The following is a 22,824-nucleotide window of genomic DNA, read 5'->3' as shown; positions in this document are numbered from 1 at the left end:
GGGATTGCATGAGACAAAAAACATTAGACGTCTTAGAATTTGATAAAATAAAATCATTCGTAGCTAACGAAGCTATCAGTGATTTAGGACGTGAAAAAGTCGCAGAAATGTCTCCAGCAACAGATTTTGAAACTGTAGAATTTCAAATTAATGAAACAGATGAAATATCACAAATATATAATAAGCATCGATTGCCAAGTTTAAGCGGTCTAACCAAAGTAGCACAGTACATTCACCGTTCAACTATTGGTGGTGTATTAAATGTGACCGAATTAAATGCGATTAAACGCTTAATTCAAGTTCAAAATCAGTTTAAGACATTTTATAATCAATTATTAGAAGAAGATGAAGAAGTTAAATATCCTATCTTAGATAGCCAAATGGCACAATTACCCATTTTAACGGATTTATTTAAGGATATTAATGATAAGTGTGACGCCCATGATTTATATGACCATGCGAGTTACGAGTTACAAAGTATTCGAAGTAAAATATCAAGTACAAATCAACGAATTAGACAGAATTTAGATCGTGTGGTTAAAAGTCAGGCCAACCGAAAGAAATTATCAGATGCAATTGTAACTGTTCGAAATGATAGAAATGTAATTCCAGTAAAAGCAGAATATAGACAAGATTTTAACGGTATTGTTCATGATCAATCTGCATCAGGACAAACGTTGTATATTGAACCATCATCTGTGGTAGAAATGAACAACCAAATTAGTCGCTTGCATAATGATGAGGCAGTTGAACGTGAACGTATATTAACTGAGTTAACGTCACAAGTAGCTGTTGAATCAGATGCATTATTATTAGCTGAATCGATTATGGGACATCTTGATTTTTTAATTGCAAAAGCAAGATATGCCCGTGCTATCAAAGGTACGAAACCTACATTTCATAATGAAAGAACAGTTTATTTACCTAATGCATATCATCCCTTATTAGATCATAATACGGTTGTAGCAAATACAATTGAGTTTGTAGATGATATTGAAACAGTGATTATCACTGGACCTAACACAGGTGGTAAAACTGTCACGTTAAAAACTTTAGGCCTTATTATAGTTATGGCACAATCAGGCATGCTTATTCCAACATTAGATGGCAGTCAACTCAGTGTCTTTGAGAATGTATATTGTGATATTGGTGACGAACAATCAATAGAACAATCTCTATCTACATTTTCATCTCATATGAAAAATATTGTAGAAATCTTAAAAGAAGCAGATAAAAATAGCTTAATATTATTTGATGAATTAGGTGCTGGAACAGATCCGAGTGAAGGGGCTGCTCTTGCTATGAGTATATTAGATCATGTAAGAAATCTAGGTGCTCTAGTGATGGCAACTACCCATTATCCTGAACTAAAAGCATATAGTTATAACCGTGAAGGCGTGATGAATGCGAGCGTCGAATTCGATGTGGAAACGTTAAGCCCAACATATAAGTTATTAATGGGTGTCCCAGGACGTTCTAATGCATTTGATATTTCTAAAAAATTGGGCTTGAGTCTTAATATAATTAATAAAGCCAAAACAATGATAGGTACAGATGAACAAGAAATTAATAATATGATCGAATCATTAGAGAAAAATTCAAAACGTGTAGATGAACAACGCATTGAACTAGATAGACTGGTTAAAGAAGCGCAGACGACACATGATGAATTAGAAAAACAATATCAACAATATCAAAATTATGAGAAATCATTGATGGATGAAGCAAAAGAAAAAGCAAATCAACGTGTAAAATCTGCAACAAAAGAGGCAGATGCTATTCTTAAAGAGTTAAGAGAACTGAGAGATAAAAAAGGTGCGGATGTTAAAGAACACGAACTTATAGATAAGAAAAAACAACTTGATGATCAATATGAAGCAAAATCAATAAAACAAAATGTCCAAAAACAAAAATATGATAAAATCCAAGCTGGTGATGAAGTTAAAGTATTATCTTATGGCCAAAAAGGTGAAGTGCTCGAGTTAGTTGGAGATGAAGAAGCGGTTGTTCAAATGGGAATATTGAAAATGAAATTACCAATTGAAGATTTAGAAAAAATGAAAAAGAAAAAAGAAACACCGACTAAAATGGTCACAAGAGCTAACCGACAAACAGTTAAAACGGAACTTGATTTAAGAGGATATCGTTATGAAGATGCTTTAATTGAATTAGATCAATATTTAGATCAAGCCGTCTTAAGTAATTTTGAACAAGTTTATATTATTCATGGTAAGGGTACAGGCGCATTACAAAAAGGTGTGCAACAACATCTAAAAAGACATAAAAGTGTGAAAACATTTAGAGGTGGCATGCCTAGTGAAGGTGGATTTGGTGTTACCGTCGCATCACTAAAATAGAAGTATAGCCATAGTAATATGCTAAAAAAACGTATTCCTAATTGAGGATACTTCTATAAAAGGCTTTTAAAAATTGTTTTTTTAAACGAGCATAAGCAGATTGCAATGCATTACCTTATAAATTCTGTTATAATTTGCTCATCATTTAAAAATTAAGGAGGATTGGCAATTATGGCAATCGTAAAAGTAACAGATTCTGATTTTGATAGTAAAATTGAATCTGGTGTTAAATTGGTAGATTTCTGGGCTACTTGGTGTGGACCATGTAAAATGATCGCTCCAGTTTTAGAAGAATTAGCTGGGGACTATGAAGGTAAAGCAGATATCTTAAAATTAGATGTAGATGAAAACCCATCAACTGCAGCAAAATACGAAGTAATGAGTATTCCAACTTTAATCGTATTTAAAGACGGACAACCAGTTGATAAAGTAGTAGGTTTCCAACCTAAAGAAAACTTAGCAGAAGTATTAGATAAACATCTATAAGAATATAGAAACTGAGACTGGGGCATTTTCATAAATGCTCCAGCTTTGTTTTGTCTATTTATATTAACGTGCTCATAAAGGACGTACATGAGTAAGGTTGGCTATTCAATTTTTCGAAGAGAGGAGGACATAGATGGAAACGTATCAAGAAAAAATTAAAACAAAACTAAATGTAGTGCCATTGGAGCCAGGGTGCTATTTGATGAAAGACCGTAATGATCAAGTGATTTATGTCGGTAAAGCTAAGAAACTACGTAATCGATTACGTTCTTATTTTACGGGTGCACATGATGCAAAAACAACTCGCTTAGTAAGTGAAATTCGTAATTTCGAGTTTATAGTGACATCGAGTGAAACAGAATCCTTACTTTTAGAATTAAACTTAATTAAACAATATCAGCCACGTTATAACATTTTATTAAAAGATGATAAAAGCTATCCTTTCATCAAAATTACTAAAGAAAAGCATCCAAGATTAATTGTAACGAGAACCGTTAAAAAAGGGACTGGCAAATATTTTGGTCCATATCCTAATGCTTATTCCGCACAAGAAACAAAAAAATTATTAGATCGTATTTATCCATTTAGAAAATGCGATAAAATGCCAGATAAATTATGTCTTTATTATCATATTGGTCAATGCATGGGTCCGTGTGTGTATGATGTCGATTTAGATAAATATGCACAAATGACAAAAGAAATTAGTGACTTCTTACATGGTGAGGACAAAACAATATTAAACCATTTACAAGAACGCATGGAAAAAGCGAGTGAGTCTCTCGATTTCGAACGTGCAAAAGAGTACCGTGATTTAATCCAACATATTCATAATCTCACTAAAAAACAAAAAATTATGTCAACAGATAATACGATTCGTGATGTCTTTGGTTATAGCGTGTCGAAAGGTTGGATGTGCATTCAAGTCTTTTTCATTAGACAAGGGAATATGATTAAAAGAGATACTACGATGATTCCAATTCAACAAACTGAAGAAGAAGAATTTTATACTTTTATCGGTCAATTTTATAGTTTAAACCAACATATTTTACCGAAAGAAGTACATGTTCCGAAACATTTAGATAAAGACATCATACAATCGGTTGTAGATACTAAAATTGTACAACCATCTCGTGGTGCGAAAAAAGAAATGATTGATTTGGCAAATCATAATGCAGAAGTTTCGCTCAATAATAAGTTTGAATTGATTGCTAGGGATGAATCTAGAACGGTCAAAGCAATAGAAGAACTTGGTGAAAGAATGGGTATTCAGACACCAATTAGAATCGAAGCATTCGATAATTCAAATATTCAAGGTGTGGATCCTGTCTCTGCCATGGTAACTTTTGTTGATGGTAAACCAGATAAAAAAGGATATCGTAAATATAAAATTAAAACAGTCGAAGGTCCTGACGACTATAAATCAATGCGAGAAGTTGTTCGACGTCGATATACACGTGTACTAAACGAAGGTACACCTTTGCCTGATCTCATCATTGTCGATGGTGGTAAAGGGCATATGAATGGTGTTATGGATGTTCTTGAAAATGAATTAGGCTTAGACATACCAGTGGCTGGATTACAAAAAAACGATAAACACCAAACGTCCGAGTTACTATATGGTGCAAGTGCAGAAATCGTACCATTAAAGAAAAATAGTCAAGCCTTCTATTTACTTCATCGAATTCAAGATGAAGTGCATCGATTTGCTATTACGTTCCATAGACAGACAAGACAGAAAACAGGACTTAAATCTGTGCTTGATGATATTGAGGGTATTGGAGCAAAACGTAAAACGAAATTATTAAGAACATTTGGCTCAATTAAGAAAATGAAAGAGGCATCATTAGAAGAATTAAAAAAATCCGGACTTCCGGAAAATGTTGCAAAAAACTTACAGCACGCACTTCAAAACAAATAAAATTTCAATTTTTGGACATGAGAATAATTCTCATGTCCAAAAATGCTTTAAATAATGTTACAATATAGTTAACAAAAGGCTATTTTTTTAAAGTTGTTTGGAAGCGTTTTCTAATTGAGAATTGTTATCAATCATGTAGGGTTACATGAATTGCTATAGTACAGACATTCTACGACATCATTATATGAAATCTATAACATGACTAGCCCTTTTCTTTTTTATGCCATACTTGTTTAATTTTTTAACTTTGATTAGGATGCTTCCAAAGTATCTTAAGTTAATCAATGGAGACGAGTACCAAATAAAGAAGTAAAAGAAGCTAGTATTTTATATGGTTTTTTACGGCAGTTTACATACAACTTTATAATTTTAGTCAATTAATTAAATGTTTACAGGGGGGACTCCTTTTGGCTCAATCAAAAAATGAATTCTATCTAAGACGAATTCACTCGTTATTAGGTATTATCCCAATCGGTGCATTCTTAATTGTTCACTTATTGGTCAATCATCAAGCAACACAAGGGGCGGAAGCTTTTAATAAAGCATCAGGTTTCATGGAATCATTACCATTCTTATTGGTAGTTGAATTTGTATTAATCTATATTCCGCTGTTATATCATGGTTTATTTGGATTACACATTGCATTCACAGCAAAAGAGAATGTTGGACATTACTCTTTATTCAGAAACTGGATGTTCTTCTTCCAAAGAGCAAGTGGTATTTTATCTTTCATCTTTATCGCAGTGCACTTATGGCAAACACGTCTACAAAAGGCATTCTTCGGTAAAGCGGTTGATTATAATATGATGCATGAATATCTACATAATCCAGTATGGGCAATAATTTACATCGTTTGTGTTATTGCAGTTGTATTCCACTTTTCTAACGGATTATGGTCATTCTTAGTAACATGGGGTATTTTACAATCTAAAAAATCACAACGTGTCTTCACATGGGTATCGTTAATTGTATTTTTAATCATTTCTTATATCGGCGTATCAGCTATCATTGCATTTATGTAAAGAATACACATTAACTAGTCTTAGTTTTAATATTTCAGGGGAGTGACATTTCTATGGCAGAGAAAAAAATTATTGTTGTCGGTGGAGGACTTGCCGGTCTGATGTCAACAATTAAAGCAGCAGAAAAAGGTGCACATGTAGATCTATTCTCATTAGTACCTGTAAAACGTTCGCATTCAGTTTGTGCTCAAGGTGGTATTAACGGTGCGGTAAATACTAAAGGTGAAGGTGACTCACCTTGGATTCACTTTGATGACACTGTTTATGGTGGGGACTTCTTAGCAAACCAACCACCTGTCAAAGCGATGGCTGAAGCTGCGCCTAATATTATTCATTTATTAGACCGTATGGGTGTAATGTTTAGTAGAACAAATGAAGGTTTACTTGACTTCAGACGTTTCGGCGGTACGTTATATCACAGAACAGCATTTGCCGGAGCAACAACAGGTCAACAATTACTTTATGCATTAGATGAACAAGTTCGTGCTTATGAAGTAGATGGACTAGTAACAAAATACGAAGGTTGGGAATTCTTAGGTATAGTCAAAGATGACGATAATACGGCTAGAGGTATTGTTGCTCAAAATATGACGACTTCTGAAATTCAATCATTCGGATCAGATGCCGTAATTATGGCTACTGGTGGTCCAGGTATTATCTTTGGTAAAACAACTAACTCAATGATTAACACAGGATCAGCAGCATCAATCGTTTATCAACAAGGCGCTATTTATGCAAATGGGGAATTCATTCAAATCCATCCTACTGCTATTCCTGGTGACGATAAACTACGTCTAATGAGTGAATCAGCACGTGGTGAAGGTGGACGAATTTGGACATATAAAGATGGTAAGCCTTGGTATTTCTTAGAAGAGAAATATCCTGACTATGGTAACTTAGTACCTCGTGACATCGCGACACGTGAAATCTTCGATGTATGTATTAACCAAAAATTAGGTATCAATGGTGAAAACATGGTATACCTTGATTTATCACATAAAGATCCACATGAGTTAGACGTTAAACTTGGTGGTATTATCGAGATTTATGAAAAATTCACAGGTGACGATCCACGTAAAGTACCAATGAAAATCTTCCCAGCCGTACACTACTCAATGGGCGGTTTATATGTAGATTATGATCAAATGACAAATATTAAAGGTTTATTTGCAGCAGGAGAATGTGACTTCTCACAACATGGTGGTAATAGACTTGGTGCTAACTCATTATTATCAGCAATTTATGGTGGTACAGTTGCAGGTCCAAATGCAATTAAATATCTTGATGAAATTGAAACTTCATACACTGACCTAGATGATAGTATCTATGAAGCTCGTGTTAAAGAAGAACAAGAACGTTTCGATAAATTATTAAACATGCGTGGTAGCGAAAATGCATATAAACTTCACCGTGAATTAGGTGAAATTATGACAGCAAACGTAACTGTTGTACGTGAAAATGATAAATTATTAGAAACTGATAAGAAAATTCAAGAATTGATGAAACGTTATGAAGATATTGACATGGAAGATACACAAACTTGGAGTAACCAAGCCGTATTCTTCACACGTCAATTATGGAATATGCTTGTATTAGCACGTGTAATCACTATCGGTGCATATAACCGTAACGAATCACGTGGTGCACACTACAAACCAGAATTCCCAGAACGTAATGACGAAGAATGGTTAAAAACAACTATGGCTCACTACCAAGGTAGAACTGAAGCACCAAAATTCACTTATGAACCAGTTGATATTAGCTTAATTCCACCGCGTAAACGTGATTACACTAGTAAGTCTAAAGGAGGTAAAAAATAATGGCTGAACAATCAGTAAAAGACACTCCAGAAACTCAAGGTAATCAACCAGCACAAGATCAAAATAATCAACCTAAACAAAAAACAGTTAAATTGATTATTAAACGTCAAGATAATAGTGAATCAAAACCATATGAAGAAACATTTGAAATTCCTTACAAAGAAAATTTAAATGTCATTGCTTGTTTAATGGAAATTAGACGTAACCCAGTTAACATTAAAGGTGAAAAAACTACACCTGTAACATGGGATATGAACTGTTTAGAAGAAGTATGTGGTGCTTGTTCGATGGTAATTAACGGTCGTGCAAGACAATCTTGTTCTGCTATCGTTGATCAATTAGAACAACCAATACGTTTAGAACCAATGAGTACATTCCCAGTCATTCGTGACTTACAAGTTGATCGTTCAAGAATGTTCGACAACTTGAAACGTATGAAAGCTTGGATTCCAATCGATGGTACGTATGATTTAGGTCCAGGTCCTCGTATGCCTGAGAAAAAACGTCAAACAGCATACGAATTATCTAAATGTATGACTTGTGGTGTTTGTCTAGAAGTTTGTCCTAACGTAACTCAAAAAAATGATTTCGTTGGTGCGCAAGCTATTTCACAAGTACGTTTATTCGACTTACATCCAACTGGTGCTATGACTAAAGATGAACGCCTAGATGCTTTAATGGGTGCAGGTGGATTACAACAATGTGGTAATTCACAAAACTGTGTGAATGCTTGTCCAAAAGGTATTCCATTGACTACATCAATTGCAGCAATGAACAGAGAAACATCATTCCATATGTTTAAATCATTCTTTGGTTCTGACCACAAAGTTGACTAATATAGAATTTATAGGGGTACCCCTTTTAGGGGGTGCCCCTTTTTTATGTGTTGCTAGATGAAAACATCATTAGTGATTTTGTTCGAATTAATCAACACTTGAGTATGCTTATGATAAAATAAAAGTTAACTATTAAATAAGGATGTAAGACAATGAATAGACCAATTGGAGTAATAGATTCAGGTGTGGGTGGTTTAACAGTAGCTAAGGAGATTATGAGACAACTTCCTAATGAAACCATTTATTATTTAGGTGATATTGGAAGATGTCCATATGGGCCTAGATCAGGTGAAGAGGTTAAACAGTTCACAACTGAAATAGCACAGAAACTTGTAGAATTCGATATTAAAATGCTTGTGATAGCTTGTAATACAGCTACAGCGGTAGCATTAGAACATTTACAAAAAATATTACCAATCCCAGTAATCGGTGTCATTGAACCTGGTGCTCGTACGGCTATAATGACGACTAAGAATCAAAATGTTTTAATTTTAGGAACAGAAGGAACGATAAAATCAGAAGCTTATAGAAAACATATTAAACGTATTAATCCTAATGTAGAAGTATATGGTATTGCTTGTCCTGGGTTTGTACCTTTAGTTGAACAAATGAGATATAATGATCCGACAATTACCAGTATTGTGATACATCAAACCTTAAAACAATGGCGTAATAGCGAAGCAGATACAGTTATATTAGGATGTACACATTATCCATTATTATACAAACCTATTAATGATTATTTTGGTGGTAAAAAGACAGTTATTTCTTCGGGATTGGAAACAGCAAGAGAAGTCAGTGCTTTATTAACATTTAGTAATGAACATGCTAGTTATACACAACATCCGCCACATCGTTTCTTTGCAACTGGAGATACAATGCATATTGAAAATATTATTAAAGAGTGGCTAGGTATGGATACTAAAGTGGAACGTATTTCAGTAGGTTAAATGGAGGAATTATTAATGGAAGATATCGTAATAGCATCTAATAATAAAGGTAAGATTAATGATTTTAAAGCTATATTTCCTAACCATAATGTCATAGGTATTAGTGAATTAATTAAAGATTTTGATGTAGAAGAGACAGGAACAACTTTTGAAGAAAATGCTAAATTAAAATCTGTTGCAGCAGCTAAAGCTTTAAATAAACAAGTCATTGCTGATGATAGTGGTTTAGAAGTCCAAGCATTAAATGGTGAACCAGGTGTCTATTCTGCAAGATATGCAGGATTAGATAAAAATGACCAAGACAATATTAATAAATTATTGAAAAATATGGAAAATATTTCTGATAGAAACGCACAATTTGTATGTGTGATTAGTATGAGTGCACCAAATGGTGAGACGACCCAATTTAAAGGGACAGTAAAAGGCGAAATAACAACAGAACCAATCGGGGATCATGGATTTGGTTATGATCCGATTTTCTATGTACCTTCTTTAAATAAAACAATGGCACAATTGTCAGATGCCGAAAAGGCTAAAATTAGCCATCGAGGTCATGCTATAGAACAATTACAACAATTTTTAGCGGGGGAGAAAAATGAGTAAATGGATTATAGTTAGTGATAATCATAATGAAACAGGTATTCTGTACCAAGTGTATGATCAACATCAAGACGCAGATGTATTCCTTCATCTTGGAGATTCTGAATTTCAATATGATGACACAGAATTGAGCTTATATCATCGAGTTAAAGGAAATTGTGATTTTTATCCAGAATTTCCAGAGGAGCAATCTATTACACATCATGATGTTCGTGCATTTTATACACATGGACATTTGTATCAGGTCAATCAGACAAGAATGAAATTGGCTGAAAAAGCTAAGACTATTGGTGCGCAATTAGCATTTTACGGACATACACATGTTGCTAAATATGAAAATCTTGCCAACGTGCACGTGATTAACCCAGGCAGTATTTCACAATCAAGAAGTACTGTTGAAGAAACTTATGCAGAACTTATCATTGATGATACGACATTACAATGTACTTTGAATTTTAGAAATCGTGAAAATAAAGCGATAGATACAATCGAATTCAAACTAGAAAACAGTTAGGCATTCAATATTGCCTAACTGTTTTCTAGTTTGCATATAAAAATGTAATAAAAAAGAGTTGTAATCTCAGTAGATTACAACTCTTATTAGCGTCCTGGGAGGGATACTATAAACATTATAACGACGGGTTTCATGGGCTTTCGGGTCCCTAATGGGCCCCTAAAAATCACATTGCACTTATTATTTGTGTTGCTTTTGCATCTTCTTCTTTGTATGTTTCTTCAAGTAAATGTGAATAAAATTCAGTAGTAACTGATATATTTTTGTGTCCTAGTCTTTTCGAAATGTAATATATAGAAATGCCTTTGGCTAGTAAATATGAACAGTGAGTATGACGTAAAGCATGTGAAGTGATTTCTTTGATACCTAGATTGTTACAATATTTTTTTAAACGTTTGTTAACTGCATTGTTTGTTAGTTCACCAAAGATAGTACCGTCAATTGTTCTAGGTAATTGATCAATAGATTTAATGATATAATTCATATCCTTTTGACTAATAGACACATAACGTGGAGATGAATCAGTTTTATGTTCATCAATATATATTTCGCTTTTAATTTGATTGATATATTCACGCTTTAGATTTAACGCGCCACTTATACGACAACCAGTACAAATCATGACGAATAGTACGAGTGATGATGCGTTGTCTTTAGTCATCAAATGCTGTTTTAACACTTCATAATCTTTTAGATTGATATACTTACTATCTTCACTTTTATTAGGGTTATTAGCCCTATAATTAACCTTAAAGGTAGGGTTCTTTGCAATAAGCCCTTCGTATACTGCATCGTCTAATGATGTTCTTATATAGCCATTTAATTTTCTTATAGACTCCTTAGAATGATTTTTTGAAAATTCATTAATAAAATCTTGATAGTGATACCTGGATAAATCTTTCAGCTTTTTCTTGCCAATAGGGTGGTTATTGATATGTTCTATAGCAGCAGCGTAAGATTTATATGTTTTGGGTGTTACAGTCGATTTCTTAAACGTTTCACACCACGTTTTAAAATAGTCATACAGGGTTAAATTAGGTTCATAATCAATGCCTTGCTTTAACTCATTTAACTTATCTAATCCAGCAGAATTAGCTTCTCTTTTTGTTCGAAAACCTTTTTGTCTATACCGTTTGCCTTCATACTTAAATTCGTATTGCCATTTTTTACCGTCATAACATCGTGTTTGCATGTTATCCCTCCTCAAAAAAGGTAAAAAATAATAAGGGTAGGCGGACTACCCTAAAAATATAAAAAAAGAGTATGTTAAAATGTACTCTTTTTAATAGAGAGTTAGAATCAACTAAATTCATTTATTTGCATTATATTTATTAGAATTGTTACCAAAACTATTAAAATAATAAAATATAAAATTATATAGATTAATATAATTTTAATAGTTAACTTCTTTTCTTGAATTTTCACAATTACATAAAGTGAATGTAGGAAAGTGATGGTAATTATGAAAATAATGCCGAAAAGAAAATAAAACAATATTTTAAAAGTCCTTTCTAGCAATCAAAATAAGATTTAAGGATTAGTGTTTAGTTGTTTTATCCTCTATTTTATTATTATCTTTAAGTACATTGTCTGCATGACGGTCGCAAGCAGATAATGATAAAGTTGCCATCATAATAACTGCTATAATAAATTTAAATTTCACAATAAACACCACCATATCATAAAATTAGATATCCTAGAAATGAGATTATACTTACAGCTAAAAAAGCCAATGAAATTGTTCTACATGTGTGTTTATAAGTTATCCCTTCAGTTTGTGATAAAAAGAAACTGAAAATAAATAAAAAAATACTAATTAAAAATAAACCGATAATCACATAGATCAATGTATTCATCCCCTTAGATTAAGTTTATTTCATCTTGACCATATGCAGTAACTAAATGCGAATTATATAATTATAAAAAAATAAAATTATATAGTATTATCACGATAATAGAGATAAAAACTATGGTTAATACCGTCCACATGGTATAAGCTCTTTTGTAAATTTGTTCGTTCGCTTTTATAAGTTTATAAATATTGATGATTAACAAAATAATATTTACAATTAGTAAAATTAATAGGCATTCAATAACGAATGTCATCATCTACGACTCCTTTGGACTTACTGTCTTTTTTCATCAATTTCTCTGGCGTATTTTTGTAATTTTCTGCGTGTTTTTATAATACTTTCCTTTTTAGGACGTGACTTCCTAAAAACATTACCTCTGTTAGTTCTCACGGTATAATAAATTTTCCTCAGTTTAACTTGGTAATTAATTATTTTCATTATATTTCTCCTTTATAAATTTATATTAAAGTGTCAGTAAGACGGTTAATAATACAAAAGAAACTAAAATTATTATTCATTAACTTCGTAACTTTGAGCTTTAGAAGGATCTTCGACTTTAATTCCTTGTTGTCCTAACCTTCTTATCACTTCTGCACCTTCTTCAGTATTTGCTTTTTGATTAATTTCATTTTGAATCTCTCGTTCACTTAACGATTCATTAGAAGTTGGGACACCACCCATATCTCCATTAGCTTCACCAGTATAACCGTTTTGTTTAGCAACTTTGGCATTAGCTTCCATCTGTTCTTGATTTAGATCACCACTGTTTTGTTGTGCATTTGCTTGTTGGTTTTGAGCAGGTTGTTGTTGAGACTGTTGAGCTTGTTGGTTATTCTGATTTGAATTGTTCTGAGAATTATTTTGAGCATTAGACTGTTCATTTTGTTGATTATCTTCACTTGATTGGTCTTTTTCTTTGTTGTTATCTTTCTCTTTATTTTCCTCTGATTTTTTATCTTTATTCTTCTTTGGATCATTAGACTTCTTATCAGATTTACTTTCTGATTTTTTGTTATCATTTTTCTTTGTGTTGTCATCATTTTGACCACATGCAGTTAATAATAATGTTGCAGATAGTAATGCAGTTCCTAATATTTTAAATTTCATTTTTGTTGCCCCTTTATATATTTTTATATTAAAGCGTCACTAGGTCGCTTATTAATCAAAAATTTGGTAGTTATAAATAACTTTTCCAATTACTTCAATTTCATCTATAGAATCTAAATCATAAGAATTCGTTTTGAACTCATCAGAATAACTTACTGGGTCTAAATGTAACTTTGTTTCAGTACGTCTAACACGTTTTACCGTGTATTCGCCACCTAAACGAAGAACTAGAATATCATTACTATTTAACTTATAGTCTTGATTCTTCCTATAATCATGTACGATTATGTATGATCCATTAGCCAAAATTTTGTTCATGCTATCTCCATTTACTTGCAAAGCAATACATTCGCTAGGTTTACGACCATTGAATGCAAAATTTGGTGCTTTGACTGATTCATTGTCAATTGTCATTTCTTCAAAATTACCTGCAGAAACTTTGCCATAATAAGGAATATCAACTTCGCCGTCAAAATCTGGTAGTGTTGATTCTTCTACTTCCCCTAAAAGATATCCTTTTGAAACATGGAATAAGCTAGATATTTTTTCAATCATTCCCATTCTAGGTTCATTCTTACCGTTTTCCCACATTCTTATTGTGCCTTCGGAAACATCTAATTTTTTAGCCATTTCAACTTTCGATAGTCTATTATCTAATCTAATCTCTTTGATGGAATTTTTGAAAGCCATTTTAATTACCTTCCTTATATATGATGTTTTTGACACTTTTTATTATACTATGAAAAATCGTAATTGCAACACTTAAAATACGATTTACAAAAATAAAATTACTAATTTCAAAAAAATAATTACGAAAAACACTTGAAATCGTATTTATAATTCGATATAATCTAATCAGAGCTTAACGAGGAGGTCAAAAAATGAATCACATCAAACAGAACCTAAAATTAGATGAATGGCGCAAAAGAAAAGGTTATACTCAATCATCTTTCGCTAGTAAATTAGGTATTTCGCCATCAACATATAATTTTTGGGAAAACAATCCAGAAATGATTAAACCTAAAGATGCGTTTAAAATCGCTAACACTTTAGAAGTCTCAATCGATGAGATTATTTTTTTAAAAGACGAATCGTATTTTAAATACGTTTTAGTCGAAGAAAAAGAACATCAAACAACTTAAAGGAGGAAAACAAATGCATGAACAAAATAAAAAAGTCATCTATTACTACTATGACGAAGAAAATAATAGACGACCTATATTTGAATCAAATTGTTTAATTGATAGTTATGAATCGTTATACGCAAAATTCCCAAAAACAAGAAACAACCTTTATGCACTGATTCAAGGAAAAGAATTCAAATTAGCTTAAACCTAATTGTTTGTTCATTACTGATACCGCTAATTGTTGCAATACAGGTAGAGTAACGGTTTTTAATTTAGAAGCTTTTGATTTTGTTTCTTTCCATACATTTTCATCAGCAACACTATTTAAAAATTCGTGACCGGTGAATGTAAGATGACCAATCATAAAACTAGAAAGTTCAGAGCCTTTTATAGGTTCAGCATCGATTAAACCAGCATCTCTAGACTTTAACAGTGTGTATGCAACATCATCTTTAGAATATTTATTTGAATCTATATCAACATATATATCTTCATGGTCTAAGAAATTTCTTAAGTCTTTCTTACTTTCAACAACTAATAGAACTTGTCGTATAAGTTCATATTTTAATTCCATATTATCACCTCCTTAAAAGGAGTATAGCAGAAAGGAGCATACAAGTTATGCAAGCATTACAAGAAATTCAAATTGAAAACAATACAGAATTAGGAGCAGTTGTTTCTAGTCGAGTAGTAGCGAATGAGTTAAATAGAACTCACAAAAATGTACTCAGAGGATTAGAGAAAATTTTAACCGGCTCAAATGTGAGCTCGTTAATCATTCCAAGCGAATATAAAGATTCTAAAGGAGAAAGTAGAAAAGAATACTTACTAACCAAAGACGGTTTCACTCTATACATGTTCAACATTCAAGGTCATAACGAATTCAAAATGGCGTACATCAACAAATTCAACGAGATGGAGAACGCGATTCAAAGCAGATTACCTGGAACATATAAAGAAGCTTTAACACAATTACTTCAAACAGTAGAAGAAAAAGAGAAGTTAGAACTGGAAAATAACATGAACAAACAGAAAATAGCCGAATATGAACCTAAAGCATCTTATTTAGATACTATCTTGAATAATAAAAGTTTGGTCACTGTCGGCCAAATTGCAAAAGATTACGGTATGTCAGCTCAAGCATTAAACAAACTACTTCATGATTTAAAAGTTCAATACAAACAATCAGGACAATGGTTACTTTACTCAAATATTCAAGACAAAGGTTATACACATTCATCAACTACAGAAATTGAGCATAAAGATGGGAGTACATCAGTAAGAATGAATACCAAGTGGACACAAAAAGGACGTCTTTTCATCTATGAATTACTTAAAGATAACGACATCCTACCCACAATCGAACAAACAACTTAAAGGAGGTGAGTTAATTGGACGAAATAGTAAAACACCATTTATTAAAAGTTAATAAATTATCACAGGAGGTTTTAGAGCGAGTTGTTTCAGAAAGCCAAACATACGGAGACGCTAAAGAAAATTTAAATGAACTAAAAATTTTAGCGAAATCACATTTCAAGACTCAACATTTAGCAACTATATATGACCAAGCGTTATTAGATTTAGAAGAAAAAATAAACGCCACTTTAATTAAAAAGTGACGCATAAAAATTAGAATTGTATTGATTTGATTGATGAGGTCATAAACGCTTTATCGTCGTATCTATCATCTTGGATGAAAAACATATCGACAGAAGTATAAAAACCCATTATACCAACATGAACATGATACGTGCTAAGTGATTTAGGAGAGTTATGATCACCATTCCAATTATCTTCGTAAACCACTTTAGAATAAAATGTTTTTTCATCATCGCAATTAACGACACCAGAAATTACAGTCTCATCAAAAATATCAATAGTAGAACCATCTAAAAATTCTAATGTATAAACTTTCTTCATTCAATATCACCTCCATATAAGGAGTATAGCAGAAAGATAAATTTATATATTAACCTACAATCGAACAAACAATTTAAAGGAGTGAATGGAATGAAATATTTAAATCTAATCAAAAAAGCACTCTTAATAGCAACTACTGCAATAGTTACTAAAAAGGTGCTTGATAGAAAAAGACCTAAACTTATTCATCAATTAAACATTAACGGAAAAGATTTAGAAATTAAAAAATTAAAAATAAACAAAGCTATTAGAGAATTAGAAAAATCTAAAAACACGATTGATGAATTAATTGATGAAGGTATACCATTCGAGACTACTTTCTAACAAAATCAAGTTTACATCTTGGACATTTATTGTGTTTCTTCTTGGTCGTAATTTTCATGCGTTTACCACAATTAGGACAAGATGTCTCGATGGTCATATGATCCTTAGCCATAGGCAACACCTCCCTTCGTAAAGGGATAACAACATTATACACGAAAGGAGTATTTAAGATGACACAAACTTTAACCGTATCTGTACCAATACCAGACACACACGTACTTGTCGCTAAAGATGAATACGATGAGTTAATAAATTACTCACTAGATCCAGTTTGGGACTTAAAAGAATTGAAACGCAAATTAAAAATGTCATCTGACGACACTATTAAAGATAGATTATTATTCAATCCTAAATTTGAGAAATTACTTAAAAAACAAGGTATCGCACATTATCCAGATGAGAGTTTAAATCGTTGGAGATTCAACGCAAGAAAGATGAATAAGTTCATCGAAGAACATTTTGAAGAAATTCATGGAAAGGGGAGGTAAACATGAGCAAACTACAACTCATTAAATTAGCACTCCTAACTGCACTTTTGGTTGAGGAAGTTAGGAATGCTAAGGGTGGAGCAATTAACAAATACAAATTCACTAAAGGTTATGGCGAAGGTCAACCAAAAGTATCGGTGACGAATTTCGGACTGTCAGAAAGAATCGGAAAACAATGTCCAAAATGTAATCGACACACATTAAAAACAGCAAACTTTTGTCCATTCTGTAGATATGAATTTAATTGAATCTAAAAAAGGAGCGTCACCAATGAACAAATCATTTTTAATCGCATTACTATCATGGATTGTACTATCACTAGCACTTACATTTGCAGGTATCTACTTCACAACTGCATTAGGTATCGCAATGTTAATCAGTATCGCAGCATTTGTATTTTTCGAATATGAATTTTTTCAAATAAAAAAGACTGAATGCTAACGGCCATTAGCAGACAGTCAAAACATCCAATCACGAAATACAACTACTCATAATATATCACGGAGGTACAAATGAAACAACATAAATTTAAACGAATGGCACATGATTTGATGGATTTGATACCAAACAATCGTTTTCAAGTTGACTATAAATACGATGTTATTTGGTTCTCACATTACCATGCAAACGGTGTGAGCGTTCTTCAAATAGATAACACCATTCATTCAGAAGGTGAAATGCTAACCAATTTTGAACTAGCTAAAAAAGTAATCAAAGGAGAGTGTTTGATAGATGAAAGAGACAGTGACTTATCTCATCAAACTTAAAGATGTTGATGATGACATATATATCACTAATCGACCTAGCGAAAATTTTCCAGATATTAAATATTCAACTAACAGACGAGACGCTAAAGATTTTGACGGTATGGATAATGCAGTGATTGACATGACAAAACACACTGCAATCAAGAAAACTGTAAAAGAATCAACTGAATATGAGGAGGTCGAGTATGAATAAATCTGAATCTATAACCGAACTTAACAAAGCATTAGCCAACTTTCACAAAGAAGTTAAACAGCCAATGAAAGATGCCAACAATCCTTTTTTTAAAAGTAAATATGTACCACTTGAGAATGTAGTTGAGGCAATCGATGATGTAGCGCCAAAACATGGACTAACATACTCACAATATCCAGTCACTACAGAAAACGGCTTGGTTGGAATATCAACGGTGTTACTGCATGAAAGTGGCGAATATATAGAATTTCCACCCGCCACAACTAAACCAGATAAGAATACAGCGCAAGGTGTAGGTTCAGCATTAACATACATGCGTCGTTATTCATTAAGTGCAGTGTTTGGAATTACAAGTGATCAAGATGATGACGGTAATGAGGCTAGTGGCAAGAATAATAGAAAACAAACACAGCCACAAAAAGCGAGTAGCCAAACCATAGGCACATTAAAAAAAGAAGTTATCAACTTCACAAATTTAATTAAAGGTACTAAAAATGAAGCGCCACAAAACATTGTTGAGCAACGATTTGGAGTTAAAAACTACGATCTAACAGAAAATGAAGCAGTACAAATAATCAATAAAATACAAAACAACGCAAAAAAAATAACTGGAGGTAATGACTAATGCTAAACAGAGTCGTATTAGTAGGACGGTTAACAAAAGATCCTGAATTCAGAACAACACAAAACGGTGTGAGTGTTGCCACTTTTACACTAGCAGTAAATAGAAGCTTTAAAAATAAAAACGGTGAGCAACAAGCAGACTTTATTAATGTAGTTGTATTTAGACAACAAGCAGAGAAAGTAAATAACTACTTATCTAAAGGTAATTTAGCTGGTGTTGATGGTCGTATACAATCGCGTAGTTACGAAAATAAAGAAGGCCAACGTATATATGTAACTGAAGTATTAGCAGATAGTGTTCAATTCCTTGAACCGAAGAGTAATCAGTCTAACAACCAATCACAACAACAAAGCGAACAAGCTCAAAGTGGTAATAATCCTTTTGACAACGGTGCAGATGATATTCCAGACCTTCCATTTTAGGGTTGATATAAATGGCAAAAATCAAGAATTACATCACTCAAGATGACGGCACGACAACCGTCGTCATCTCTGGTGTTGAATTAGGTAACAAAGAAACATTACTACTCGACAATGGTTTAGAAGTAGAAGTTGATGTGCAAGTCGTAGACCCGTTCAAAATAACAAGTAAGCAACGCAGAAAGATATTTGCACTTGTAAAGGACATAGAGGCTCATACAGGTTCGCCGATGGACTACATGAGACATTTGTTCATCGAATACGTTCGAACTTACTACGGCTACGACAAGCGCATTTCATTAAGTGACTGCACACGTACACAAGCAAGCCAAATTATCGAAGTCACGCTTGATTGGATATTTCACAACGATATCCCGCTTGCTTTTAAAACAAGCCACTTACTCAAATCAGATAAATCATTCTTGTATTGGTCAACGGTTAACCGTAACTGCGTAATATGTGGTAAGCCAAAGGCTGAACTTGCACATTATCACGCGGTAGGACGAGGACGTAACAGACGCAAAATTAATCATATAGGTAATCAAGTATTAGCTCTATGCCCAAGTCACCACAGAGAACAGCATCAAATAGGCATGGACAGTTTCAACGAGAAATACAAATTACATGACAGTTGGGTGGATGTTGATAGTCGGCTCAACCGAATGTTGAAAGGAGAAACGAATGGCAGAAGTATCGTGGATTAAATTAAAAGTCGGAATGTTCGACGATAGCAAAATTAAGTATATAGAAGCATTACCAGAAAGAGACACGATCATTACGTTATGGGTCAAGTTGCTTACATTAGCTGGTAAGTACAACGAACAAGGTTACATCATGTTGTCTGAAAGCTTACCTTATAACGAAGAAATGTTAGCTAATGAGTTTAACAGACCGCTTAACTCAATCAGATTAGCGCTACAAACATTTGAAAAACTAGGCATGATTGAAGAAGTTAACGGTGTATTTAAAGTAACTAACTGGAAGAAACATCAAAGCTTAGATAGTAAAAGTAAGCATAGAGAAAAAAATCGACTTCGACAACAAAGATATAGAGAAAGACAAAAACAACTAGAGAATAACGTTACAGTAACGTCACGTAACGATACAGAAGAAGAAGAAGAATTAGAAGAAGAATATAAGAATAAGAAAAAGAATAAAGAAGATAGAAGTGACGACGTTTTTAAAAATTCAATTAATTACATCATGAATAACCTTGATAACAACTTAACTCCTCATCAGATGGAACAGATAGGGTATGCCATTGATGATATTGGGCAACATGCATATGAAATTGTTGAAGTAGCTACTGATTATACAAAAGATAAAGGTTGTCATGCAGGTTACCTAATCAAAGTATTAAACAACTGGGCTAAAGAAAACGTTAAGACTAGAGAAGATGCTGAAAATAAAATCAAACCTAAAAATAAAAAGTCTGTAGCAGATGATGTGATTGCTCAAATGGAAAAAGAGCTAGGAGATGAAAGCTAATGCCTATGACTAAACAACAAGCCCTAGAAATAATTAAAACAATTAGGCATGTATATAACATTGATTTTGACAGACCTAAATTAGAAACGTGGGTTAACATCTTGAGTCAAAACGGAGATTACGACCCTACAAGAAAACAAGTGATGCAATACATCAATGACGCTAATCCTTACCCACCTAGCATACCTAACATTATGAGAAAGGAAGTAAAGGTCGTCAAAGAAGAACCAGTAGATGAAAAGACTGCAAAGCATAGATGGAGAATGAAGAATGATCCAGAATATGTAGCACAAAGAAAACAGATATTAGACGACTTCAAAAAGAAATTAAGTGAGTTCGAGGTGAACAACGATGAATGAACGTCATGAGATTGAAAGTACCATTGTTGCTAGCTTACTTCAAAAACCAGACTTAATTGAAAAGTTACGTGTTAAACCCGAAATGTTCACCCACGATGGCATGAAGTCATTTATAGAGTATGTATTTGAATTAGGTAAGGTTGACCATAACGAAATATATTTAAAAACCACTAAAGATAAAGCGTTCCTAGATATTGATACTATTTCAAATTTATACAACTCAAAATTTATCGGTTATGGTTTTTTTGAAAGATATCAGCAAGATTTGCTTAACCTATACCAAATAGATCAAACACAGAATGTATTACAAGAATTCAATTCTGAACCAAGCATACACAACTTTGATGAGATGCTTAACAAACTACAAAAGGTTAGTTTAATTAGCGCAAATGAAGAAAGTGGGACCAAGAAAATTGTAGACCACTTTGTCGAAGAATTGTATAGCGAGGAACCTAAACAACAAATTAATACAGGCTACAAATTGATGGATTACAAAATAGGCGGTTTAGAGCCTACACAGTTGATTGTAATTGCTGCGAGACCATCAGTAGGTAAAACAGGTTTTGCGCTTAATATGATGCTTAATATCGCATCTCAAGGCTATAAAACATCATTCTTCAGTTTAGAGACAACTGGCGTGTCTGTATTGAAAAGAATGTTATCTGCAGAAACTGGAATTGAACTAACTCGCATTAAAGAAATTAAAGACCTAGAACCAGATGAATTAACACGTTTAACAACTGCTGCAGATAAAATACTCAAACTCGATATAGATATACACGACAAAAGCAATATCACAACACACGATGTACGAAAACAAGCAATGAAAAATAAAGATGCTCAACAAGTTATCTTTATTGACTACTTACAACTTATGCAAACGGATAGCAAGTTGGATCGTCGTAACGGCATTGAAAAAATATCGCGTGACTTAAAGATTATCGCTAACGAAACAGGCGCAATTATCGTCTTACTTTCGCAGTTAAGTCGTAGTGTTGAGTCAAGAAATGATAAACGTCCGATGCTATCCGACATGAAAGAAGCAGGTGGAATTGAGGCAGATGCAAGTTTAGCAATGTTGTTATATCGAGATGACTACTACAACCGTGATGATGTTGATGCTTCTGGTAAGTCGATTGTTGAATGTAATATCGCAAAGAACAAAGACGGTGAAACAGGTGTTATTGAATTCGAATATTACAAGAAAACGCAGAGGTTCTTCACATGAAAGTAGTTGAATATCAAAAATTACTAGGCGTGATGTATCGAGAAGATTATCAAGACGACCCGCTGATAGCTAGAACACTTATTGAGTCAGGTTGGGCAGTTAAACGTTTATTAGAGAACGAGACAATATCGCCATTCGACGAATATGAAGAAGTCCAGGAGTTAATCATGAATGAAACAAAATGGAGGGATAAAGATGGGGATTATCGAAAGGTATTACCTATATAGAGCTGATGGCACTGAAGATATTATAGTCATCAAGTACGAAGATAATACGAATGAGGTTTATTCGCTCACAGGAGCCCATTTTAGCGACGATAAGAAGATTATGACAGATAGTGAGCTAAAACATTTTAAAGGCGTTTATGGGCTTCTGTATGAGCAAGAACTAGGATTACAAGCGAATCTATTCGAATATTTGTAG

34 protein-coding genes are annotated in these 22,824 nt (G+C 33.1%); 27 read left to right on the top strand and 7 right to left on the bottom strand.

The annotated features are described in order from the left end of the window. Positions 1–8: 8 nt before the first annotated feature. The 9 genes from EL082_RS08220 (at position 9) to EL082_RS08180 (ending at position 10,503) form a co-directional block, all read left to right on the top strand. Positions 9–2,357 (top strand): endonuclease MutS2, encoded by a 2,349-nt coding sequence (locus tag EL082_RS08220; protein WP_049416392.1) that lies wholly within the window; start codon positions 9–11, stop codon positions 2,355–2,357. A gap of 171 nt (positions 2,358–2,528) precedes the next feature. Continuing rightward, positions 2,529–2,843 carry a thioredoxin gene (gene trxA, locus EL082_RS08215; RefSeq protein ID WP_002450647.1) on the top strand — a complete coding sequence of 105 codons (315 nt, stop codon included), beginning with the start codon at positions 2,529–2,531 and terminating at the stop codon, positions 2,841–2,843. Positions 2,844–2,976: 133 nt separating this feature from the next. Next, entirely contained in the window at positions 2,977–4,761 is a 1,785-nt protein-coding gene (gene uvrC, locus EL082_RS08210) for an excinuclease ABC subunit UvrC (RefSeq protein WP_002466005.1), read from the top strand. A 407-nt stretch (positions 4,762–5,168) separates the two neighbouring features. Beyond that, positions 5,169–5,783: a succinate dehydrogenase cytochrome b558 subunit gene (locus EL082_RS08205; protein WP_002466009.1), complete on the top strand. Its 615-nt coding sequence runs from the start codon at positions 5,169–5,171 to the stop codon at positions 5,781–5,783. Positions 5,784–5,836: 53 nt separating this feature from the next. Further along, complete coding sequence (gene sdhA, locus EL082_RS08200) at positions 5,837–7,603, top strand: succinate dehydrogenase flavoprotein subunit (RefSeq protein WP_002450644.1); 1,767 nt, start codon at positions 5,837–5,839, stop codon at positions 7,601–7,603. After that, complete coding sequence (gene sdhB / locus EL082_RS08195) at positions 7,603–8,439, top strand: succinate dehydrogenase iron-sulfur subunit (protein WP_015365172.1); 837 nt, start codon at positions 7,603–7,605, stop codon at positions 8,437–8,439. Before sdhA ends, sdhB begins: the two co-directional genes overlap by 1 nt. 152 nt (positions 8,440–8,591) lie before the next feature. Continuing rightward, positions 8,592–9,389, top strand: coding sequence for a glutamate racemase (gene racE / locus EL082_RS08190; protein WP_002466008.1), 798 nt, complete (start codon positions 8,592–8,594; stop codon positions 9,387–9,389). Between the two features lie 15 nt (positions 9,390–9,404). Continuing rightward, complete coding sequence (locus EL082_RS08185; RefSeq protein ID WP_002466003.1) at positions 9,405–9,992, top strand: XTP/dITP diphosphatase; 588 nt, start codon at positions 9,405–9,407, stop codon at positions 9,990–9,992. Then, positions 9,985–10,503, top strand: a complete 519-nt coding sequence (locus EL082_RS08180; RefSeq protein ID WP_002466007.1) for a YfcE family phosphodiesterase — start codon at positions 9,985–9,987, stop codon at positions 10,501–10,503. The genes EL082_RS08185 and EL082_RS08180 overlap by 8 nt, the downstream gene beginning before the upstream one ends. 166 nt (positions 10,504–10,669) lie before the next feature. Here EL082_RS08180 and EL082_RS08175 read toward each other — a convergent pair whose 3' ends face one another. The 4 genes from EL082_RS08175 to EL082_RS08160 all read right to left on the bottom strand — a co-directional run bounded on the left by EL082_RS08175 (position 10,670) and on the right by EL082_RS08160 (position 14,153). Next, on the bottom strand, positions 10,670–11,695 hold the full coding sequence (locus EL082_RS08175) for a tyrosine-type recombinase/integrase (protein WP_049416388.1): 1,026 nt from the start codon (positions 11,693–11,695) through the stop codon (positions 10,670–10,672). A 345-nt stretch (positions 11,696–12,040) separates the two neighbouring features. Further along, positions 12,041–12,166, bottom strand: coding sequence for a hypothetical protein (locus EL082_RS12115; protein WP_257875483.1), 126 nt, complete (start codon positions 12,164–12,166; stop codon positions 12,041–12,043). 700 nt (positions 12,167–12,866) lie between these two features. Further along, positions 12,867–13,463 (bottom strand): hypothetical protein, encoded by a 597-nt coding sequence (locus tag EL082_RS08165; RefSeq protein ID WP_232012182.1) that lies wholly within the window; start codon positions 13,461–13,463, stop codon positions 12,867–12,869. Positions 13,464–13,514: 51 nt separating this feature from the next. Then, the gene (locus tag EL082_RS08160; RefSeq protein WP_046464317.1) at positions 13,515–14,153 is read right to left on the bottom strand and encodes an XRE family transcriptional regulator; all 639 of its coding nucleotides are present in this window, start codon (positions 14,151–14,153) and stop codon (positions 13,515–13,517) included. A gap of 191 nt (positions 14,154–14,344) precedes the next feature. Between EL082_RS08160 and EL082_RS08155 the strand changes: the two genes are divergently transcribed. Both EL082_RS08155 and EL082_RS11935 read left to right on the top strand, forming a co-directional pair. Then, entirely contained in the window at positions 14,345–14,605 is a 261-nt protein-coding gene (locus tag EL082_RS08155; RefSeq protein ID WP_049416382.1) for a helix-turn-helix domain-containing protein, read from the top strand. Between the two features lie 13 nt (positions 14,606–14,618). Continuing rightward, positions 14,619–14,795: a hypothetical protein gene (locus tag EL082_RS11935; protein ID WP_023374903.1), complete on the top strand. Its 177-nt coding sequence runs from the start codon at positions 14,619–14,621 to the stop codon at positions 14,793–14,795. On the opposite strand, the gene EL082_RS08150 is transcribed toward EL082_RS11935, so the two are convergent. Continuing rightward, positions 14,787–15,164: a DUF2513 domain-containing protein gene (locus tag EL082_RS08150; protein ID WP_049416380.1), complete on the bottom strand. Its 378-nt coding sequence runs from the start codon at positions 15,162–15,164 to the stop codon at positions 14,787–14,789. The genes EL082_RS11935 and EL082_RS08150 overlap by 9 nt on opposite strands. A 47-nt stretch (positions 15,165–15,211) precedes the next feature. On the opposite strand from EL082_RS08150, the gene EL082_RS08145 reads away from it, so the two are divergent. After that, a complete protein-coding gene (locus EL082_RS08145; RefSeq protein WP_049416376.1) occupies positions 15,212–15,967 on the top strand; it encodes a phage antirepressor KilAC domain-containing protein in 756 nt (251 codons plus the stop codon). Positions 15,968–15,981: 14 nt separating this feature from the next. Continuing rightward, the gene (locus EL082_RS08140) at positions 15,982–16,209 is read left to right on the top strand and encodes a hypothetical protein (protein WP_049416372.1); all 228 of its coding nucleotides are present in this window, start codon (positions 15,982–15,984) and stop codon (positions 16,207–16,209) included. A 10-nt stretch (positions 16,210–16,219) separates the two neighbouring features. Here EL082_RS08140 and EL082_RS08135 read toward each other — a convergent pair whose 3' ends face one another. After that, positions 16,220–16,510, bottom strand: a complete 291-nt coding sequence (locus EL082_RS08135) for a hypothetical protein (protein WP_049416369.1) — start codon at positions 16,508–16,510, stop codon at positions 16,220–16,222. A 90-nt stretch (positions 16,511–16,600) separates the two neighbouring features. Between EL082_RS08135 and EL082_RS08130 the strand changes: the two genes are divergently transcribed. Beyond that, positions 16,601–16,834, top strand: a complete 234-nt coding sequence (locus EL082_RS08130; RefSeq protein WP_017636934.1) for a hypothetical protein — start codon at positions 16,601–16,603, stop codon at positions 16,832–16,834. Here the strand turns inward: EL082_RS08130 and EL082_RS12110 are convergent. Further along, positions 16,824–16,946, bottom strand: coding sequence for a hypothetical protein (locus EL082_RS12110; RefSeq protein ID WP_017636933.1), 123 nt, complete (start codon positions 16,944–16,946; stop codon positions 16,824–16,826). The genes EL082_RS08130 and EL082_RS12110 overlap by 11 nt on opposite strands. A 58-nt stretch (positions 16,947–17,004) precedes the next feature. Between EL082_RS12110 and EL082_RS08125 the strand changes: the two genes are divergently transcribed. The 13 genes from EL082_RS08125 to EL082_RS08065 all read left to right on the top strand — a co-directional run bounded on the left by EL082_RS08125 (position 17,005) and on the right by EL082_RS08065 (position 22,824). Further along, on the top strand, positions 17,005–17,322 hold the full coding sequence (locus EL082_RS08125) for a DUF771 domain-containing protein (protein ID WP_015365164.1): 318 nt from the start codon (positions 17,005–17,007) through the stop codon (positions 17,320–17,322). Between the two features lie 2 nt (positions 17,323–17,324). Then, positions 17,325–17,570 (top strand): hypothetical protein, encoded by a 246-nt coding sequence (locus tag EL082_RS08120; RefSeq protein WP_015365163.1) that lies wholly within the window; start codon positions 17,325–17,327, stop codon positions 17,568–17,570. A 22-nt stretch (positions 17,571–17,592) separates the two neighbouring features. Beyond that, positions 17,593–17,763 (top strand): DUF1270 family protein, encoded by a 171-nt coding sequence (locus EL082_RS08115; RefSeq protein WP_126474890.1) that lies wholly within the window; start codon positions 17,593–17,595, stop codon positions 17,761–17,763. Between the two features lie 71 nt (positions 17,764–17,834). Next, positions 17,835–18,089, top strand: a complete 255-nt coding sequence (locus tag EL082_RS08110; RefSeq protein ID WP_049416362.1) for a hypothetical protein — start codon at positions 17,835–17,837, stop codon at positions 18,087–18,089. Continuing rightward, positions 18,055–18,282 carry a DUF2483 family protein gene (locus EL082_RS08105; RefSeq protein WP_049416361.1) on the top strand — a complete coding sequence of 76 codons (228 nt, stop codon included), beginning with the start codon at positions 18,055–18,057 and terminating at the stop codon, positions 18,280–18,282. Before EL082_RS08110 ends, EL082_RS08105 begins: the two co-directional genes overlap by 35 nt. Further along, positions 18,275–18,907, top strand: coding sequence for an ERF family protein (locus tag EL082_RS08100; protein ID WP_049416358.1), 633 nt, complete (start codon positions 18,275–18,277; stop codon positions 18,905–18,907). Before EL082_RS08105 ends, EL082_RS08100 begins: the two co-directional genes overlap by 8 nt. Further along, positions 18,907–19,329, top strand: a complete 423-nt coding sequence (locus EL082_RS08095; protein WP_049416355.1) for a single-stranded DNA-binding protein — start codon at positions 18,907–18,909, stop codon at positions 19,327–19,329. The genes EL082_RS08100 and EL082_RS08095 overlap by 1 nt, the downstream gene beginning before the upstream one ends. Positions 19,330–19,340: 11 nt before the next feature. Beyond that, positions 19,341–20,030 carry a putative HNHc nuclease gene (locus EL082_RS08090; protein WP_049416351.1) on the top strand — a complete coding sequence of 230 codons (690 nt, stop codon included), beginning with the start codon at positions 19,341–19,343 and terminating at the stop codon, positions 20,028–20,030. After that, positions 20,008–20,814, top strand: coding sequence for a phage replisome organizer N-terminal domain-containing protein (locus EL082_RS08085; protein WP_103286271.1), 807 nt, complete (start codon positions 20,008–20,010; stop codon positions 20,812–20,814). The genes EL082_RS08090 and EL082_RS08085 overlap by 23 nt, the downstream gene beginning before the upstream one ends. Continuing rightward, entirely contained in the window at positions 20,814–21,173 is a 360-nt protein-coding gene (locus EL082_RS08080; protein ID WP_049416345.1) for a hypothetical protein, read from the top strand. The genes EL082_RS08085 and EL082_RS08080 overlap by 1 nt, the downstream gene beginning before the upstream one ends. Further along, positions 21,166–22,401 carry a DnaB helicase C-terminal domain-containing protein gene (locus EL082_RS08075; protein ID WP_049416342.1) on the top strand — a complete coding sequence of 412 codons (1,236 nt, stop codon included), beginning with the start codon at positions 21,166–21,168 and terminating at the stop codon, positions 22,399–22,401. Before EL082_RS08080 ends, EL082_RS08075 begins: the two co-directional genes overlap by 8 nt. Beyond that, the gene (locus EL082_RS08070; protein WP_049416340.1) at positions 22,398–22,628 is read left to right on the top strand and encodes a hypothetical protein; all 231 of its coding nucleotides are present in this window, start codon (positions 22,398–22,400) and stop codon (positions 22,626–22,628) included. Before EL082_RS08075 ends, EL082_RS08070 begins: the two co-directional genes overlap by 4 nt. Continuing rightward, a complete protein-coding gene (locus EL082_RS08065) occupies positions 22,597–22,824 on the top strand; it encodes a DUF3269 family protein (protein WP_049416337.1) in 228 nt (75 codons plus the stop codon). The genes EL082_RS08070 and EL082_RS08065 overlap by 32 nt, the downstream gene beginning before the upstream one ends.

Origin of the sequence: Staphylococcus warneri (assembly GCF_900636385.1) — a bacterium.
In the GTDB taxonomy this organism is placed as follows: Bacteria; Bacillota; Bacilli; order Staphylococcales; family Staphylococcaceae; genus Staphylococcus; species Staphylococcus warneri.
Note: the sequence above shows the minus strand (reverse complement) of the source record. Positions and strands in the feature narration are given on the sequence as shown.